Consider the following 17,800-nt stretch of genomic DNA (forward strand, 5'->3'; position numbering starts at 1 on the left):
GGAAAAAGCCTCCGGGTTGCTGGCGATGAACGCCGAGGTCAAGGGCGTGGCGCCGCTGTTCTGCCTCCACGCCGGCTTCGGCACGGTGTTCGACTACGAGCCGCTGGCGCGGCGCTTGAGCGGTCAACGCCAGGTGTTGGCGATTCAGTCGCGGATGCTGCTGGATCCGGCTTTCAACGACACCTCGCTGCAGGAGATGGCCAGTGATTACCTGGCGCAGATTCGTCAGAAACAGCCGCAGGGGCCTTACCACCTGTTGGGCTGGTCGCTGGGCGGTACGCTGGCGATGTTGATCGCCGCGCAACTGGAGCAGGCCGGGCAACAGGTCAAGTTTGTCGGGCTGGTCGACAGCTTCGTGCCTTCGGCGGCGGTCGACGCCGGGGCGGTCGATGACTGGCAAGCCGACCTGCGCGACTTCCTGCAGGTGACGCTGCCGGGCGCCGCACCGGGCCTGTCCATCGACGGTGAAGAAACGCCACACAACCTGCGTGCGCTGTTCAAGCGTGCCATCAGCGCCGAGCGCGGAGCGTCGACCTATGTGGCGCTGGGCGCCGAAGAACTGGCGCATGTGTTCAGCGTGGCGCGCCGGCTCAAGCAGCTGTCGCTCAAGCTTGAGCGCTGTGCGCCGCTGACCGTCAACCCGGTTTGCTGGTGGACCCTGGGGCGCGAAGCCGAGGCACTGGAGCTGGCGGCGCAACTCGACCAGCCGGGCATGGGCGGCGAATGGCTGGATTGCGGGCACTTCCAGATCCCGCGCGATGAAACTTTCCTGTCTGAGGCTGAAGAAATGCTTGGCCAGATCGTTGAATCAGTAGTCATGTCCTGAAACCTGCTGTGAAACCCAAGTAAAACCGATCGGGCGCTGCTGGCGCCCGATCGCTTTGGAGATTTGAATGTCATTGAATCCTGATATCGCCGCATTTCTGCAACTGGTCGGCAACGGCCGGGCCAGTGGCAAACGCGTCGGCATGCACGAGTTGAGCCCGACCGAGGCCCGTGAACAATTCGATCAGTCATCGTTGCTGATGGACGCCGGCGGTGAAGAACTGGCCGTAGTCGATGAGCTGCAATTGCCGGTGCGTGACGGTGCACTGTTGAACGCACGGATCTACAGCAATCATCCATTGCAGGCGGGCGCCAGACGTCCGGCACTGTTGTATTTTCATGGCGGCGGCTATGTGGTCGGCAGCCTCGACTCGCATGATTCGTTGTGCCGTGCGCTGGCCTCGCTGGCCGATTGTGTGGTGCTGTCGGTGGCGTATCGACTGGCGCCGGAACATCTTTTCCCGACGGCGGCCGACGACGCCCGCGATGCCTGGGACTGGCTGGTGGCGAGTGCTGCTGATCTGGGCATCAATGCCGCGCGCCTGGCGATTGCCGGTGACAGCGTCGGTGGCAGCCTGGCCACGGTGCTGGCTGCGCAACTGACGGATGCTGCTGTGCAGCCGCGTTTGCAGGTGCTGATTTATCCGGTCACCGATGCCAGTCGCGAAACACCTTCGATCGAGCGTTTTGCCGAAGGCTATCTGCTGGAAAAGGCTTCGCTGCAGTGGTTCTACGCGCACTATCAGCGTGATGCCAGTGATCGTCTTGATCCGCGTTTCTCGCCGTTGCTCGGCGAAGTCCCGGCCAATGTCGCGCCGGTGTTGATGGTGTTGGCCGAGTGTGATCCGTTGCACGATGAGGGGGTGGCTTATGCCCGGCATTTGCGGGCGGCGGGGGTTGCGGTCGACTTGCAGGTTTACGTGGGCATGACCCATGACTTCATGCGCATGGGGGCGATTGTTGATGAGGCTGAAGAGGCGCTGGGGTTGATTGCTGGGCGCTTGGTGGAGGTGTTTGATTTGGCTTGATGGGGTGGGGGGGTGAATATCCGTTGCTGCGGTAACGGCCGCCTAGGGTTCCGCCCTTACGGCGGGTCACTTTTTCCAGACGCCGAAAAAGTAACCAAAAAGGCTTTACCCTGACGTTCGGCCCTCGCCTAGGCTCGGGTTCCTTCGCTGCGGGATTCATCCGGGGGGCAGCGCCTACGGTTTGCTTCGCTGCACCTCCTCTCGCTGTGTTTGGCTGCGCCAAACGGTCGCTGCGCTCCCACCCCCGGATAAATCCCTCCGCTCAGCCTGCCGACGGGCCCTGAGATCAAAAGCTTTACTCGAGCTAACACTCATCGTGTTGAGTGGGGCGGCTTCGCCGCATGCGGGGCACGCAATCTGAACTGTAGGAGCCAGCCTGCTGGCGATGGCGGCCTGCGAGCCGACCAGTCTCTAACTGACCACACCCCATCCCCCTGTAGGGGTGAGCTTGCTCGCGAAGGCGGCCTGACAGCCGACCAAACTCCAACTGAATGCACTCAATCCAACTGTGGGAGCGGGCTTGCTCGCGAAGGCGGCCTGCCAGTCGACCAAACTCCAACTGAATGCACTCCGTCCAACTGTGGGAGCGGGCTTGCTCGCGAAGGCGGCCTGACAGCCGACCAAACTCCAACTGAACACACCCAATCCCATGTAGGAGCTGCCGAAGGCTGCGATCTTTTGATCTGCTTTGGCTTTGGCTTTGGCTTTGGCTTTGGCTTTGGCTTTGGCTTTGGCTTTGGCTTTGGCTTTGGCTTTGGCTCTTGATGTGGCTCTTGATGTGGCTCTTGATGTGGCTCTTGATGTGGCTCTTGATGTGGCTCTTGATGTGGCTTTTGATCTTTTGCCCCTTCGGCAGGCCGAGCGTAGGTGTCCATCCGGGGGATAGGCGCGCAGCGCCATGCGGCGGAGCCGCATACATCGAGAGGAGGTGCAGCGAAGCAAACCGTAGGCGATGCCCCCGGATGGACACCGTAGCGAGGGAACACTGAGCCTCAGCGAAGTGCCGTACGCCGGGGGAAGCCTTTTTGGTTACTTTTTCGGCGTTTGGAAAAAGTGACCCGCCGTAAGGGCGGAACCATAGGAGGCCGTTACCGAAGCAACGGATATTCACCCAAAACCCCAAGAGCCTGGTCGGCCCAAAGGCCGCCAAGCCCCAATCAGCCCCCCAAAAAAAACGCCAGCAAATGCCGGCGTTTCAGTGAGCGCTAAACGTATTACCAGTTATAGGTCACGTCAGCAGTCATGGTCCGGCCTTCGCCGTAATAGCAGTCGAGGGTACCGTTGCACGCGGCCACGTATTTCTCGTCAGTGAGGTTTTGCAGGTTGGCTTGCAGCTTCACGCCTTTGACATGCAGCGGCGATTTTTCCAGGTCGTAGGAGACCATGGCGTCATACACGGTGTAGGACGGAATCTGGAACGAGTCCGACTCATAATCCGAACCGTAGCTGCTGCGCACGTAGCGGGCGCCCAGGCCCATGCCGAAACCGGCGAGGGCGGTGGAAATGTCGAAGTCGTAGTTGACCCACGCGGAGGCGGTCAGCGGTGGACGCATGGCCAGGGTGCGACCTTCGCGCCCGTCGTTGTCCTTCTCCCACTTGGTCTGGTTACGCGACACCGCCGCCAGCACGCGCAGGTTGCGGGTGACGTTGACCTTGCCTTCCAGCTCGATACCGCGCGAACGCACGGAGCCGCTCTGGGTGCTGAAGCCCGGGTTGTTGAGGTCGGTGGTCAGCATGTTGTCCTGGTCGATCTGGTACGCCGACAGCTGAATGAAGCCGTCGATCGACTTCGGCTCGTACTTGACGCCGACTTCGTACTGCTTGCCGGTGGTCGGTTCGAAGGCGCCGCCGCTCATGTCGGTACCGGTCTGCGGCAGGAACGATTCGGCGTAGCTGACGTACGGCGTGATGCCGTTGTCGAACTCGTAGCCGAGGCCGGCACGACCGGTGAACTTCTCGTCCTTCTGGTTGCTGTGGCCGCCGCTCAGCGGTTGCTTGTTGTCGGTTTCGGCGAAGTCATAACGACCGCCGAGGGTCAGGAACCACTGGTTCCAGCGCAGTTGATCCTGAGCGTACAGGCCGGTCTGAGTAATGGTGTTGTCCCATTTGTACGGCTGACGGAAATTGATCTGGCTGCCATACACCGGGTTGTACAGATCCAGACCTGGAGCGGTGCGGTCGTACAGGCCGAGGAATTTCGAATTGTAGTGGTAGTAGTCCACGCCCAGCAGCACGGTGTGCTCGACGTCGGCGGTGTGGAACTTGGCCTGGGCGATGTTATCGATCCCGTAGACCTTGTTGTGCTGCGACCAGTCCACGCCGTAACGGGTCTGGTAGCTGCCGTCGTTGAGACCGGTGACCGGGTTGGTCGGGAACGCATAACCGTGCAGCGGCGCCACGTACTGGTCGTTGATGTCGGCGTAACGCGCGTTCTGCTTCAGGGTCCAGACGTCGTTGAGTTCGTGGGCGATCTCGTAACCGACCACGAACTGCTCGCGATGGTACTTGTTCACGTCCGGCTCGCCGAGGAACAGGCTGCGGCTGATGCGCCCGGCCTGGCTGCGATGCACCGTGCCGTTGGCCGGCAGGCCCTGGGCTTCCGGTACGTCGTGGTCTTTCTGGTACTGACCGAACACGGTGATGGTGGTCTGGTCGTTGGGCAGCCAGGTCAGGCTTGGCGCCAGCAGCATGCGGTTCTGGCTGGCGTAGTCGATGGCCGAGCCGCTGTCGTTGACCACACCGGTCAGGCGATAGAGGAATTCGCCCTGATCGTCGATCGGGCCGCCGAGGTCGAAGGCACCGTACTTGCGGTCATAGCTGCCGCCACCGAGCTTCACTTCGTGCAGCGGGGTCGCGGTCGGACGCTTGCTGACCATGTTGACGATACCGCCCGGCTGGTTCTGGCCGTACAGCACCGAGGCCGGGCCCTTGAGCACTTCGACGCGCTCCAGGGTGTACGGGTCGATCTGCAGCGAACCGCCGGTGCTGCCGCCGCCGTAAGGCATGTGCAGGCCGTCGAGGTACAGCGGAGTAGGGGAGAAGCCACGGGAGGTCGGTTCGTCGAAGATCTTCACCCGGTCCGAGAAACCGCCGCCGGTCATGCCCGGCGTGTATTGCAGGGCCTCGGTGACGGTCTTCGAGCCGCGCATCTTGATTTCGTCTTGAGTGACGACGTTGATGGTCTGCGGGATTTCCTTGAGCGACGAATCGGTCTTCGAACCGGTGGCGCTGCGCTTGGCGACGATCCCGTCTACCGGGCCCCAGGATGATTCGGCGGTGGCGGAAATGCTGGTCGGGGCCAGATCGAGGCTGGCACCGCCGGTGCTGCGCGAACGCAAGGCGACGTTGTTGCCTTCGACGCTGTAGGCGATGTTGGTGCCTTGCAGCAGTTGCGCGATGGCGGCGGTCGGTTCCAGGTTGCCACTGACGGCGCTGCTGCGCAGGCCGCTGACTTCATCCGGGCTGTAAAGCACCTGGAGGTTGGTCTGGCGACCGAATTCCTGCAACGCGCTCCCCAGCGACTGTGCAGGAATATTGATCGCCACGGCGGCGGCCTGGGCCTGGCCGATCATCGGCACAGTCAGGGCCATGGCGCAGAACGCTGGCAAGGTGCAACGGAAGGAGCGGCGGATCAGCAGGGCCTTGGCGAGCGGGTGGAGTCCGTGCGGTGCGGGCATTGTTCTTCTACTCTTCAAAGTGTTGACTGAGAACTATTTCTATTAACTGTTAGTAAGACGTTGAGCCTTCCGAAAACCGGAAAGCTCAACGCAATTTTTTTACAAATTTTTCACAGTCAGGCGGGTTGCAACTCAGTGACCACTTTGCCGGCGCTCATGCGCACCAGTTGGTCGGCGACATCGAAGTAACGATCGTCGTGGGAAATGACGATGATGGTCTTGCCCAGGCGCTTCAGGTCCGGCAGCAGCTCGGTGTAGAAAATCCGCCGGAAGGTCGGGTCCTGATCGGCGGCCCACTCGTCGAACACCAGCACCGGACGCTCTTCCAGCCAGGCATTGATCAGGGCCAGACGCTTGCGCTGGCCGGTGGACAGGTCGGTGGTGGTGAACGAGCCGTCACGCACGCTGACCTTGTGCGCAATTTCCAGACGCTCCAGGTATTGGTTGGCGTCTTCCGGGATATGCGTATCGCCCTGGACCACGTCGTCGAACAGGTAGTAGTCGGCGAAGATCGTGGTGAACAACTGGCGATAATCGTCGCGGTTGCTGGCGTCGACGAGCTGCTGGTTGAGGCGGATTTCGCCTTGCTGTGGCGCGTACAGGCCCAGCAGCAACTTGATCAGGGTGGTCTTGCCGCAGCCGTTTTCGCCGACGATGAAAATGATGTCGCCCTGTTCGATTTTCAGGTTCACCGGCCCCAGCCGGAACGGCTTGGCGCCTTCTACCGTCGGGAAGCTGTACGAGACATCGGTCAGTTCCAGGCTGTGCACCGGGGTCTTTTGGTGGCCCTGATCGCTGAGCAGCAGGTGCGGCTCTGGCGAGGAAAACTGCTCGGACAGATCGGCGATCCGGCGGAACGCGATTTGCGCGCGACTGACGATCGGCAGGGTGCCGATGATGTGTTCCAGCGGCCCTTTCATGTACAGCAGCACCAGCACAAAACCGCTCATCACCGCTTTGTCGGCACTCGGCCACAGCGATTGCAGGCCCAGCGCCAGGCCGATCACCACGAAGAACAGCATCGAACCCAAGGTCTTGGCGACCACGAAAATGTTCACCGAACGCACCTGCGTGTTGCAGATCTTGTCGGCCGTGCCTTCGATGCCCGAGACGAACATGCGATGCCGGCGCGGGCGGTGGATGCGCAGCTCCTTGGCGCCCTCAGCGACTGCGTGATAGTGCTTTTGCAACTCGTCTTCGTAGTCACGGGCCTTGAGGAAACCCTGCATGCCGCGCCCGCGTGCGATGTATTGAATGACCGTGCCGATCAGGATCGCCACCGCCATCATCAGGAACATCGGCCACGACAGCATCGCCAGGTAGCCCATGCAACCGAGGGTAACAGTCAGGGAAATCGCCAGCGGCGCAAAGGCGAAAGCGAAGTCGCTGATGGTGTCGACGTCGTGGGTCAGCACCGGAATCAGCCGATGGCTGCGATAGCGCTCGATCTGCTCGATCGGCGCCGAAAGGACTTTCTCGCCCAGCTCTTTGCGCAATTTGGCGATGATGTGCTGGCCGACGAAATTGGTGCCGATGTCGGAAAAGATCGAGCTGGTCAGCGCCAGCAGGCACAGGCCGGCGAACACCGCGACCATGGTGCTGGTCAGTGCGCCCTCGGCGTGCAGCACGTTGTTGATGGTCGCCAGCAGTGCGGTGACGCTCAGGCCACCGACCATGCCGAGCAGGATCGACACGCTGACGATCAGTCGAAAGGGTTTGAGCAGGGCGAACAATTCATTGATCACCCCGCGTGTTGGTTTGCTCATGGAGGTTCCCTGCTTGAAGGAGCGGCGAACACCGGCACTGCTCGTGGGGTTCGCCTGGATGACGTAGAGGGCGGTGGGCGCGCCATGGAGGATCGCGCCCACCTGTAGAACGACTGGCAGGACGGCTAATTTAGCCGGGCGATGGCGTTACAGATCGCGGGCGACCCGGAAGCCGATCCAGTCGCCACGGGTGTCGGTGTAGGTGGCGTTGCGATTGCCCGAACGCGAGAACACCGGCGCTTCGCCCCAGTCGTTGCCACGGATGCGCCGCACTTCGCACTTGCCGCTCAGCCAGGCACTGCCATCGCCTGGCGCGCCGACGTAGTTCTCGTTGTAGCAATCGGCGGTCCACTCATAAATATTGCCGTGCATGTCGTAGACGCCGAAGGCGTTGGCCGGGAAGCTGCCGGCCGGGGCGGTGAAGTTGTAGCCATCGGCGGCGCCATAGGTGTTGGCGTGTTTGGCGATGCTGTATTCCTTGCCTTCATCGAACGGGAAGGGGAAGGGCCCCGTGCTGCCGGCGCGGGCGGCGTATTCACGCAGCGACTCGCTGACCAGCCGGTATTGCTGGCCGGTCTTCTTCGACAGCCAGGCCACGTAAGCTTCGACCTCCGGGAAATCCATGCACACCGCCGGGTGCTTGTCGGTGTACTGCTTGCGCGGGTCGCTGCCCTGATAATCCGGGATCCCGGCCTTGCACGCGCGACCGGGGCGCGTGTCGCCGTCGGGCATTTTGTAGCCGCTGTCCTTGAGGTAGGCGTCCCACTCGCCGCGCAGAATCTGGAAACGGCTGATCGCCAGCGGTTTGGCAAACGTCACCGGGTGCAGCGGTCCTTCGTCCGGCTCGCGGCCGACCTCATCTTCCGGAGTGCCCATGGTGAACGTGCCGGTGGGCAGCACGACCATTTCCGGGCAGTCCTTGCAGTCCTTGAACACCTTGCCCGGCGCAGGCGGGGTGGCGGCCTGCGCGGCGCCCGGCAGCAGGCCGACGGCGAGGGCGGTGAGCATCAGCGCCGGCAGCGCCTTCAAGGAAAATCGACGCAGTTCACTGTTCATTGCGAGTCTCGCTAAAAGGAAAAAGGGATCGTTCGGATCAGAGGGCCTGATCGAGCACGGCCAGCAAACGATCGATTTGCTTTTCGTCGTTGAGCAGCCCAGGCGCGGTGCGAATCACCGGGCCGACATCGCGGTGCACGGCATCGGCCACCACGCGGTTGGCCATCAGGTGCGCCGCGATCTTGTCGCTGTCCTTGCCCTTGACCCGGAAGAAGGTGAAACCGGCGGACAGTTCGGGACTCAGTGGCGTGACCAGTTCGATCTGCGGACGCTGCTGCAGACGTTGTTTCAGGTAGCTGTTGAGCGCGTGAATACGCGCCTCGACCTCGGCCTTGCCCAGCTCAAGATGCAATTTGAACGCTTCGTCCAATGCCCAGCGGTGCTCGAACGAGTGGTAGCCGCCGGGCGTCATGGTGGTGGAAAACGCCGTGGCTTCGGAGAACGTCGGAATGATCGGGGTGACGTATCTGACTTCGGCGAAGCGACTGCAGACGATGCCGGTGCCGCGCGGGCCGAACATCCACTTGTGGGTGCCGGCGATGAAGAAGTCGCAGTTCATTTGCGCGAAGTTCAGGTTGTCCACGCCGAAGCCATGCACCCCGTCGACCACGTAAACGATGCGGTCAGCGTCGCTGCGGCCCCGGTTGTGCCGGTCGACGATGGCGCCGATCTCACCGATGGGCAGTTTCATGCCGCTGCCCGAATGCACCCAGCACATGCCCAGCACCCGGGTTTCGGGGCGGATGGCGCCGTCGATGGCAGCAAGGATTTCCGCTTTGGTGGCGCTATACGAATCCTTGAACAGACGAATCTTGCGCACCCGGGTGCTGTCGCGTTCGCTACGCAGGGCGAGGATGGTGTGGGTCGCGTAGTGCTCGTGCTCGGTGGTGAGGATTTCCTGATCGGGGCGCACGCGCACGCCGCCGTAAATCATCGCCAGACCTTCGGTGGTGCTGCCGGTCAGGGCGATCTGTTTGGCATCGGCTTGCAGGTAGCGTCCGGCCCAGACGCGGACGTTCTCTTCGCGCTGTTCGATCACGCCGAGGTCCCAATCCATGGCCAGTCCGGGATTTTTGTCGAGGGCGGCGCGGTGCCGCTCAATCGCGTCGCGCACAGGTTTCGGGTGCGAGGTGATCAGGAAATTGGAGAAGTGCAGATACGCCGGATCCTGATCGAACAGCTGCTGCAACCGCGTCCACTTGTTGCCGGTTGCGGGCGCGGCGTTCGCGGCACCGGCGACATTCGGCAGGCTCGCGCCCAGTGGCAGCGCCGCCGCGAGAATCCCCGCCTGCTTCAAGAACTCACGACGATTGCTCATGGCTTGGCAGTTCCCGGCGCTGCGGCCAGTGCCGGTTTCGCGGCTTTCTCGACCTGATCCCAGACCCGCAGGAAGTTGCCGCCCCAGAGCTTGGCGATGTCCGCTTCGGAGTAACCGCGCGAGATCAGCTCGGCGGTGACGTTGCGGATTTCGCCGACGTTCTCGAAGCCTTTGACGCCACCACCTTCGTTGAAGTCGGAGCTGATGCCGACATGGTCGATGCCGATCTTGCGCACCGCGTAATCGATGGCGTCACCCAGATCCTTGAGGCTGGCTTTCGGTTCTTCTTCGAGGATGCCGTAGAGGCGACTGGCGTACTGGCCGAACTTCTGCTCGGACCACGCCGCAATGATCGGGTCGCCGGGCATCAGCGCCATCGCGAGGTTCGGTAGCGGCGGCAGGTCGAAGTCCTTGCGCATCTCGTTGAGCTTGTCCTGGGTCTGCTGGGTGAGCGGACGCAGGTACTGCGAGAACGCGACGATCTGCACCACGCCGCCGCTGTTTTTGATCAGTTGCATTTCCTTGTCGCTGAGGTTGCGCGGAATGTCGACCATCGCACGCGGTGCCGAATGCGAGGCCACCAGCGGCGTGCGGCTCAGTTGCGCGACTTGCTCGAGGGCCTTGGTCGACATTTGCGAGACGTCGATGATCACGCCCAGATCGTTGAGGCGCTTGACCGCTTGCTTGCCCAGATCCGAGAGGCCGTCGAGGGCGTCCGGCGAATCGTTGAGAAATGGCAGCGGCCGCGACGAATCCGCCCAGTCGTTGTTGCCGATGTAGCTGAAACCGAACATGCGCATGCCGCGCGCCGTCCACAGGTCCAGCAGGTTCAGATCGTGGCCCAGTGGATAGGCGTTGAGCATGCTGATGAAAATCGCGAATTTGCCTTCGCCGTGCAAGCGCCGGAAGTCGTCGGGGGTGTAGGCGATGGCCACCTGATTGGGGTAGTCGCGAACCATCCCGGAGATGATCTTGAAACGGATTTCCTGCTGGTTGCGCGCCTCGTCGACGAAGCCGGGTGTCGGCTTGTGCGGAGCGTTCGGGCCGTTCCACATTTCCGGCCAGCCGAAGATGGTCAGGGCGGCGCCGGACAGGCGCCCGCGGTTGGCCTTGGCGAGGTCGAACTGGCCGTCGCCGTCCTTGTCGGCTTCGTGACCGGCGGTGCCGAAATTTTGTGTCAGGCTGACATGACTGTCGAAGGAGAGCATGCGTTCGTGCAGCTCATCGGCCTGCTTCATGACTTTGACCGGATAGCCGAGGTCGTCCTTGAACCAGTGGTGCCACACGGCAAAGCCTGCGCCGGCGCTGATCGCCAGGGCCAACGGCAGGCCGATGAATAGAGCCTTTTTCGAACGTGGTTTTGTCATTGCCATCTCAGTCAGGTTCGCCATCGAGGTGCAGGCGCGGGGGCCTTCGCTATCTGGGAAGAACGAGTGGTTGGCCGTGGAATTTAGGTTGCCAGGTTAAAAGATCGCAGCCTTCGGCAGCTCCTACATTGGAACGCGATCACTGTAGGAGCTGCCGCAGGCTGCGATCTTTTCAGGTACCCCCATAAATTTGTGCATGGAGCAAACGTTCTAGCTTGGATAAAGCCTGCTTCATGGCTGACACAGGTAGGGCAATGAAGATTTCTCGACGATGGTTCATGGCGGGTCTGGCGCTGACCGGCGCTGCCGTGCCTGCGGCGTATTTCGGGCATCGTGAATGGACGAAGCCGGACCCGACGATCACCCCGGGCGAAGCGTCTTTCGACGTCGCCGACATGGCCGGACAGCGCCTGGCGAATGCATTGCGCGGGGTGTGGGATATCCGTTTCGAAGGTACCGATGCCGGCCTCGAAGGCTTGCCGCTCAAGGGCCTGCAAGTGTTTCTCGACATCGGCCAGAAGGGGCGCGGCGTGTGCGGTTTTCTCGACACGCCCGAGCGCCTGCGTTCCGCTGAAACACCGCGTTATCGAATTCTTGGCGACCTCGCGAAAGCCGATGCGGCGAAGCTGAGCTGGCGCCTGATCGGCGCCGATGGCCAGATCAGTTACGAGCTGGAGATGATCCTCGATGAGGTCTGGGCCGACTTCGGCAATGCCGGCAGTGGCACCCTCAGCGGCAAGGCTTTGCGTCTGGACCGGTCGCTGGCCTTGCCGGCGCAGGACAATCGCTTCGTCGCCGTCAAGCGGCTGTTTCCCGAAGCGCGCGAGCGCACGCCGCTCAACCCGACGTTGCTGGCGTGGTTGATCTCTCCCGAGCATCGCCTGTTTCACCAGTTGTGGCATGCGACCCGGGACAAGTGGCACAAATTGCCCGAGGACAAACGCGAGGCCTTGCGCGGCATCGGTTGGCAGCCTGGCCCGCGCGACAAGGAGCGTGATGCCCGTGGCCCGCGCAAGGATCGCAATGGCTCGGGCGTGGACTTTTTCTTCATGCACCGGCACATGCTCGGGACGGCGCGCTCGATGCAGGATCTGCCGTCCTGGGCGTTTTTCCCGCTGCCGCAACCGGAGCTGATCCGCGACCGCGTCGGCTTCGCCCGCTATTTCGATAACCACGACGGCACGGCCTTGCCGCCGACCTGGACGGCGGCGGGCGATGACGAATTCAGCCAGTGGGTCAGCGACATCAAGACTGCCGAAACCTACGAAAGCAACTTCCAGGTCTGGGAGTCGCAGTACCGCGATCCGGCGTATCTGGCCCGGCTCACCCTCGGCCAGTTCGGCTCCGAAGTCGAGTTGGGCCTGCATGACTGGCTGCACATGCGTTGGGCCTCCGTGCCGCGCGATCCGTCCAACGGTCAGCCGGTGCCGTTTGCCCGCGATCCGGCGGACTTCGCGGCCCGCTGGTACAACGCCGAAAATGATTTCCTCGGCGATCCGTTTTCTTCCCACGTCAACCCGACGTTCTGGCATTTCCATGGCTGGATCGATGATCGCATCGAGGACTGGTTCCGCGCCCACGAGCGTTTCCATCCGGGTGAGGTCACGCGCCTGCAAGTCAATGGCGTGCCATGGTTTGCTCCGGGGCGCTGGGTGGAAGTCGACGACCCGTGGCTCGGGCCGATCACCCATGGCTGCAGCACCACGCCGGGATTGCAGGTGGGCAAGTCAGTGGAGATGGATCCGGAAACCATGAAGCTGGCGCTGCGCATCACCTTCATCACCGACGAGGAAAAACTCGCCGGCCTGTTCCGCCGCGTGCCGCAACGGCCATGGTATGCGCGCAATCTGAAGGCTAAAACCAGCCCGGCTTGAGCACCGCGTTATCGTTATTCGCGAGCAAGCCCGCTCCCACAGGGTTATGTGTCAGACAATAATGTCCGGGCTGACTCCTGTATGAGAACGCATTCTTACTGATGGAACGCGTTCAAATGTGGGAGCGGGCTTGCTCGCGAAAGCAATCTGTCAAACGCTGCAATTACCGAGCCTGCCAACCCCCACCCAGCGCCTTGTACAGCGCAATGCTCGCCTGCATTCGCGCCAGGCGCAGTTGCACGCTCTGGTCCTGCGCGGCATACAAGGTGCGCTGGGTTTCGAGCACAGTCAGCAAGTCTTCGGCGCCGGCCTGGTAACGGCTCTGGGCGATGTCGAATGCGGTCTGCGCCTGATTCAGTTCTTCGCTTTGCCACTGCCGCTGGCGATCCAGCCCGCGAATGCTGTTCAGGGCCTTTTCCACGTCGGCGAAACCATTGATGATCGCGCCACGATAGGTTTCCAGCAGTTCCTCCTGACGCGCCCTGGCCTTGTCGCGTTCGGCGCTCAAGCGACCGTTGTTGAAGACCGGTGCGACCAGTCCAGCCGTGAGGTTGTAGAACGGGTTGCGCAGCAGATCATCGAACTGATTGGCGCCCGAGCCGAGCTGGGCGGTCAGGGTCAGCTTCGGCAGCATGGCGGCGCGAGCGACCTTGACGTCCGCTTCGGCGGCGGCCAGTTGCGCCTCGGCGCGGGCGATGTCCGGCCGACGGTTGAGCAATTCACTGGGCACTCCGGCATCAATCTGTGGCCATTGCAGTTGCGCGAAGGACGCCTGCGGTGCCACCTGCTGCACCGGTCGGCCGAGCAGGGCGGCGAGGCCGATCAGCGCGTCCTCGGCCTGTTGTTGCACCCGTGGCAGTTGCCATTGCTGGGCGGCGACCAGGCTTTTCTGCTGGGCCAGTTCCAGCGCAGTAGCGGAGCCTGCATCGAAGCGGGTCTGCACCAGTTTCAACACGCTCTGCGCGTTGGCCAGGTTCAATTCGGCGATGCGGCTTTGTTCGCGCAGGGACAAGGTTTGCGCATAGCTGTTGGCGACGCCGCTGAGCAGCGTCAGCTCAACCGTCGCCCGATCGAACTCGCTGGCCTGCAGGCTGAACTGCGCACTGTCGCGCGCGGCGCGATTGCCGCCCCAGAAATCCACTTCGTAAGTGGCGCTGAGGTTGCTGTCGAAATAGTCCACGGCGTTGTTGCTGCTGTTGGTATCGAGTTGGCTATAGCCGCTGCCGCGCAGCAGTTTCTGCCGGTTGGCATTGAGGCCGGCCTTGACCTCGGGCAGCAGTGAACCACCGGCAATCACCGTCTCGGCCTGGGCCTGACGCACGCGAGCGACAGCCGCCGCGAGGTCGAAGCTGCCGACTTGCGCCTGTTCGATCAAGCGGTCGAGTTCGGGGCTGCCGAACTGTGTCCACCATTGCGGATCGATGCGTGCGACGCTGGCGGCATGAGGCGATTGCCAGACAGCAGGCGCCTGCACACCGCTGTCGGGGCGTTGAACGGGACTGCCGCAGGCACTGAGGATCAGGCACACGGTCAACAGGCTGAGGCGCGGTTTCATAGATCGATCATTCACTGGTAAGGGCCGTGACCGGGTCGAGCCGGGCAGCTTTGCGGGCAGGCATGAAGCCGAAGACAACACCGGTGACCAGGGCGCAGCCGAACGCGCCGAGTACCGCCATCAAGGAAAAGGCCACGGCCACTTCGCTGAGGATCAGCACGCCACCGACGATCAGCGCCAGGGCGATCCCGGCAATGCCGCCGACCACCGAGAGCATCACCGCTTCGGTGAGGAACTGGCGGAGGATGTCGCGCTGGCGGGCGCCGGTGGCCATGCGAATGCCGATCTCGCGAGTCCGCTCGCGCACGGTCATGAGCATGATGTTCATCACGCCGATGCCGCCGACCAGCAGCGAAATCGCCGCAATCGAACCGAGCATCAGCGACAGGGTGTTCTGGGTGCGCGCCTCGGCCTGAATCATCGCGGCATTGTTGGTCAGTTCGAAATCCTTCTTGCCGTTGTGCAGGCGCAGCATTAGTTGCTCGATGGCCTGCTCGGTGTCCTTGACCTTGCGCGCGTCGGCGGCGGCGATGGCCACGTATTCCGGATTGCGCGTGCCGAACAGCCGAACGCTGGCCGCCGAATAGGGGATGGCGATGCGATTGTCGCTGTCGGAGTCGCCGGAGCTGGCGCCCTTTTCGGCGAGCACGCCGACCACCTGGAACGGTACATTCTCGATCAGGATGAATTGGCCGATCGGGTTCGGCACATCCTCGAGCAGTTTGCTGCGCACCTTGTGGCCGATCACCGCAACGGCTGCAGCGTTCTGCTCATCGGCTTCGGTGAAGTAGCTGCCTTGCACCACCGGCCAATTGAAGATCGCCGGGAAGTTGGTGTCGTTGCCGCCGACGTAACTCAGGTGGTCGGCATTGCCGTAACGCACGCCGGCCTCGGCACCGTTGACCGGCATGATCCGCTGCACTTGCGGCAGGCTGGCCAGCGCGTGCACATCGTCGAGGGTGATGATCCCCGGCGGCGTGCGTGGGTTGGGCGCCGAGCCGCTGAGGTAAATAATATTCGAACCGAAGGCGCCCATCTGCGCCATCACCTGGCGTTTGCTGCCTTCACCGACCGCCAGCATGACCACCACCGACGCCACGCCGATGATGATCCCGAGCAGGGTCAGTGCGGTGCGAAAGCGGTTGATCCACATCACCCGCCACGCGGCATGCAGAGCGTCCACCAGTTCACCTTTCCACGCGCCAGTGGCTTCGGCGCCTTCGATCAGGCGTTTGCGCAGATCCACCGCTTGCAGGGCGCCGGGGTTGGCGCTGGGCTGGGCTTCTGGGTTGTCGCGGGCGCTGTCGCTGATGATCAGGCCGTCGCGGATTTCGATGATGCGTTTGGCTCGGGCCGCGACTTCGCGGTCGTGGGTGATGAGGATCACCACGTGGCCCTGGCTCGCCAGTTCGTCGAGCAGCGCCATCACCTCTTTGCCGCTGTGGCTGTCGAGGGCGCCGGTGGGTTCGTCGGCGAGGATGATGTGGCCGCCGTTCATCAACGCCCGGGCAATCGACACCCGTTGCTGTTGGCCACCGGACAACTGATGCGGGCGGTTGCCGGTGCGCGAGGCCAGGCCGAGTCGGTCGAGCAGGGCGGCGGCGCGGGCGTGACGCTCGGCGGCCGGGGTACCGGCATAGATCGCTGGCATCTCGACGTTTTCCTGGGCCGAGCCGGACGGAATCAGGTGATAGCCCTGGAACACAAATCCAAAGGCTTCGCGGCGCAGCCAGGCCAGCTCGTCGCTGTCGAGGCCGGCGACGTTTTCCCCGGCAAAGCGGTACTCGCCGGAGGTCGGCCGGTCGAGGCAGCCGAGGATATTCATCAGGGTCGATTTGCCGGAGCCGGATGCGCCGACAATCGCCACGAATTCACCAGCGTGAATCGACAGGTCGATGCCGCGCAACACGTGAACTTCAGGCGCGTCACCGCCGCCGTAGGATTTGCGAATGTCCTGCAGGTCGATCAGAGGCGTTTGCATTCAGCCTCCGCTGCCGTCGACCGGGCCGATCAACAGGTGATCGCCTTCGTTGAGGCCGTCGACGATCTGCACCTTGAGCCGGTCGCTGATGCCGGTGCGCACCTCACGCTGCTGAATTTCGCCGTTGGCCGCCACCACCTGAGCGGTTTGCAGGTTGGCGCTGGTGCTGCCGTGCAGCGCGGCGACCGGCGCGGTGAGCACGCCTTTGGCCTGATTGGCGACGAAAAACACCTGGGTGGTCATCTCGGCCATCAAGGCGTTGTCGGCGTTATCGACGTCGAGCAAAACCGTGTACAGCACAACGCGGGCGCTGCCGCTTTTGCTGGTGCTGGCCGGGCTGCCGCCGCCCTGGCTGGTCTGATCCAGTGGCTTGGGCGGCACTGGCAGAATCTGCCGCACGGTGCTGCTCCAGCGCCGCTGGCCGCCGCTGAGGGTGGTGAAGTAGGCGGTCATGCCCGGTTTGACGTGACCGATGTCAGCCTCGGAGACTTCGGCCCACACGGTCATCGGTGACAGTTTGGCGATGCGCAGGATCAGCGGCGTCTGCTGTTGCGCGTTGAGGGTCTGGCCTTCGCGGGCGTCGAGGGCAACCACGGTGCCGGCCATCGGCGCGTAGATCCGCGTGTAGCCGAGTTCGGCCTGATCGCTGCGCAGGCTGGCCTCGGCCTGGCGGATCTGCGCCTGGAACATGTCGATGCGCGCCTGAGTGGCTTTCAGTTCGGCGCGGGCGGTCTGCACGTCTTCTTCACGGGTGGCGCCGCCGGCGACGAGATTCTGCTGCCGCTGATACTTTTGCCGCGCCAGTTCATGCTGGGCGCGCTGCTCCTGCAATTGCGCCTTGAGGTTTTCGATCGAGAAGCGCCCGGCGTCGAGTTTGGCCTTCTGCGTGGACGGATCAATCTCCACCAGCAGTTGACCTTCCTTGACCACGTCGCCGACTTCGACATGGATTTTCTGGATCTGCCCGGAGGCCTGCGCACCGACATCGACATATCGGCGCGGTTGCAGGGTGCCCAGTGCGGTGACGCTGCTTTCGATGTCACCACGGCTGACTTGCACGGTGGCGAAGCGGTCGCGACCCGGCGGCATGATTTGCCACGCGGCGTAGGCAACAACGGGAATCAGACAAAGGACTGCGAGCAGGGCGCGTCGAGCGGGGCGGGGACGTTTCATGCAGGGTTCCGGCCAGTGGAATTCGGCCCGTCGTCCGGCTGCACGCCACAGCGCGCAGCCGCAGAACGCTGTCGCAGGACGCGACAGACACGGGGAGCTGTCCTGTAAACGATGAATGCACAGGGGAATTTAAGCGAAGACACAGGATGTTACAGGTATAGAACGGCACTATTTAGCGGG

12 protein-coding genes (1 of these 12 cut by a window edge) are annotated in these 17,800 nt (G+C 62.8%); 4 read left to right on the plus strand and 8 right to left on the minus strand.

The genetic code is table 11. The annotated features are described in order from the left end of the window. The 3 genes from CKW11_RS18715 to CKW11_RS18725 form a co-directional block, all read left to right on the plus strand. Positions 1–826 carry the 3' portion of a non-ribosomal peptide synthetase gene (locus CKW11_RS18715; protein WP_095138690.1) on the plus strand. Its footprint begins 14,171 nt before the window's first position, so the window shows 826 of its 14,997 coding nt (coding positions 14,172–14,997); the start codon falls outside the window, past its left edge; its stop codon occupies positions 824–826. A 67-nt stretch (positions 827–893) separates the two neighbouring features. Beyond that, a complete protein-coding gene (locus tag CKW11_RS18720; RefSeq protein WP_095138691.1) occupies positions 894–1,853 on the plus strand; it encodes an alpha/beta hydrolase in 960 nt (319 codons plus the stop codon). Between the two features lie 688 nt (positions 1,854–2,541). Next, positions 2,542–2,739 (plus strand): hypothetical protein, encoded by a 198-nt coding sequence (locus CKW11_RS18725; protein WP_095138692.1) that lies wholly within the window; start codon positions 2,542–2,544, stop codon positions 2,737–2,739. Between the two features lie 328 nt (positions 2,740–3,067). Here the strand turns inward: CKW11_RS18725 and CKW11_RS18730 are convergent, their stop codons facing one another. From CKW11_RS18730 to pvdM, 5 genes are all read right to left on the minus strand, one after another. Further along, positions 3,068–5,530, minus strand: a complete 2,463-nt coding sequence (locus CKW11_RS18730; protein ID WP_095138693.1) for a TonB-dependent siderophore receptor — start codon at positions 5,528–5,530, stop codon at positions 3,068–3,070. A gap of 116 nt (positions 5,531–5,646) precedes the next feature. Next, positions 5,647–7,296 carry a cyclic peptide export ABC transporter gene (locus CKW11_RS18735; RefSeq protein WP_095138694.1) on the minus strand — a complete coding sequence of 550 codons (1,650 nt, stop codon included), beginning with the start codon at positions 7,294–7,296 and terminating at the stop codon, positions 5,647–5,649. Positions 7,297–7,443: 147 nt separating this feature from the next. Then, the gene (locus tag CKW11_RS18740; RefSeq protein ID WP_095138695.1) at positions 7,444–8,352 is read right to left on the minus strand and encodes a formylglycine-generating enzyme family protein; all 909 of its coding nucleotides are present in this window, start codon (positions 8,350–8,352) and stop codon (positions 7,444–7,446) included. Positions 8,353–8,389: 37 nt separating this feature from the next. Beyond that, a complete protein-coding gene (locus tag CKW11_RS18745) occupies positions 8,390–9,670 on the minus strand; it encodes an aminotransferase class V-fold PLP-dependent enzyme (RefSeq protein ID WP_095138696.1) in 1,281 nt (426 codons plus the stop codon). Beyond that, complete coding sequence (gene pvdM, locus CKW11_RS18750) at positions 9,667–11,037, minus strand: pyoverdine-tailoring dipeptidase-like protein PvdM (RefSeq protein WP_095138697.1); 1,371 nt, start codon at positions 11,035–11,037, stop codon at positions 9,667–9,669. The genes CKW11_RS18745 and pvdM overlap by 4 nt, the downstream gene beginning before the upstream one ends. A 254-nt stretch (positions 11,038–11,291) precedes the next feature. Between pvdM and CKW11_RS18755 the strand changes: the two genes are divergently transcribed. After that, positions 11,292–12,911, plus strand: a complete 1,620-nt coding sequence (locus CKW11_RS18755) for a PvdJ/PvdD/PvdP-like protein (RefSeq protein WP_095138698.1) — start codon at positions 11,292–11,294, stop codon at positions 12,909–12,911. Positions 12,912–13,074: 163 nt separating this feature from the next. Here CKW11_RS18755 and CKW11_RS18760 read toward each other — a convergent pair whose 3' ends face one another. The 3 genes from CKW11_RS18760 to CKW11_RS18770 are packed head-to-tail and all read right to left on the minus strand — an operon-like array spanning position 13,075 to position 17,620. Next, a complete protein-coding gene (locus CKW11_RS18760; RefSeq protein ID WP_095138699.1) occupies positions 13,075–14,466 on the minus strand; it encodes an efflux transporter outer membrane subunit in 1,392 nt (463 codons plus the stop codon). A gap of 7 nt (positions 14,467–14,473) precedes the next feature. Beyond that, on the minus strand, positions 14,474–16,447 hold the full coding sequence (locus tag CKW11_RS18765; protein ID WP_095138700.1) for a MacB family efflux pump subunit: 1,974 nt from the start codon (positions 16,445–16,447) through the stop codon (positions 14,474–14,476). Continuing rightward, positions 16,448–17,620: an efflux RND transporter periplasmic adaptor subunit gene (locus tag CKW11_RS18770; RefSeq protein ID WP_095138701.1), complete on the minus strand. Its 1,173-nt coding sequence runs from the start codon at positions 17,618–17,620 to the stop codon at positions 16,448–16,450. Positions 17,621–17,800: the final 180 nt, after the last annotated feature.

The organism is Pseudomonas sp. Irchel s3a10 (assembly GCF_900187525.1).
Classification (GTDB): domain Bacteria; phylum Pseudomonadota; class Gammaproteobacteria; order Pseudomonadales; family Pseudomonadaceae; genus Aquipseudomonas; species Aquipseudomonas koreensis_G.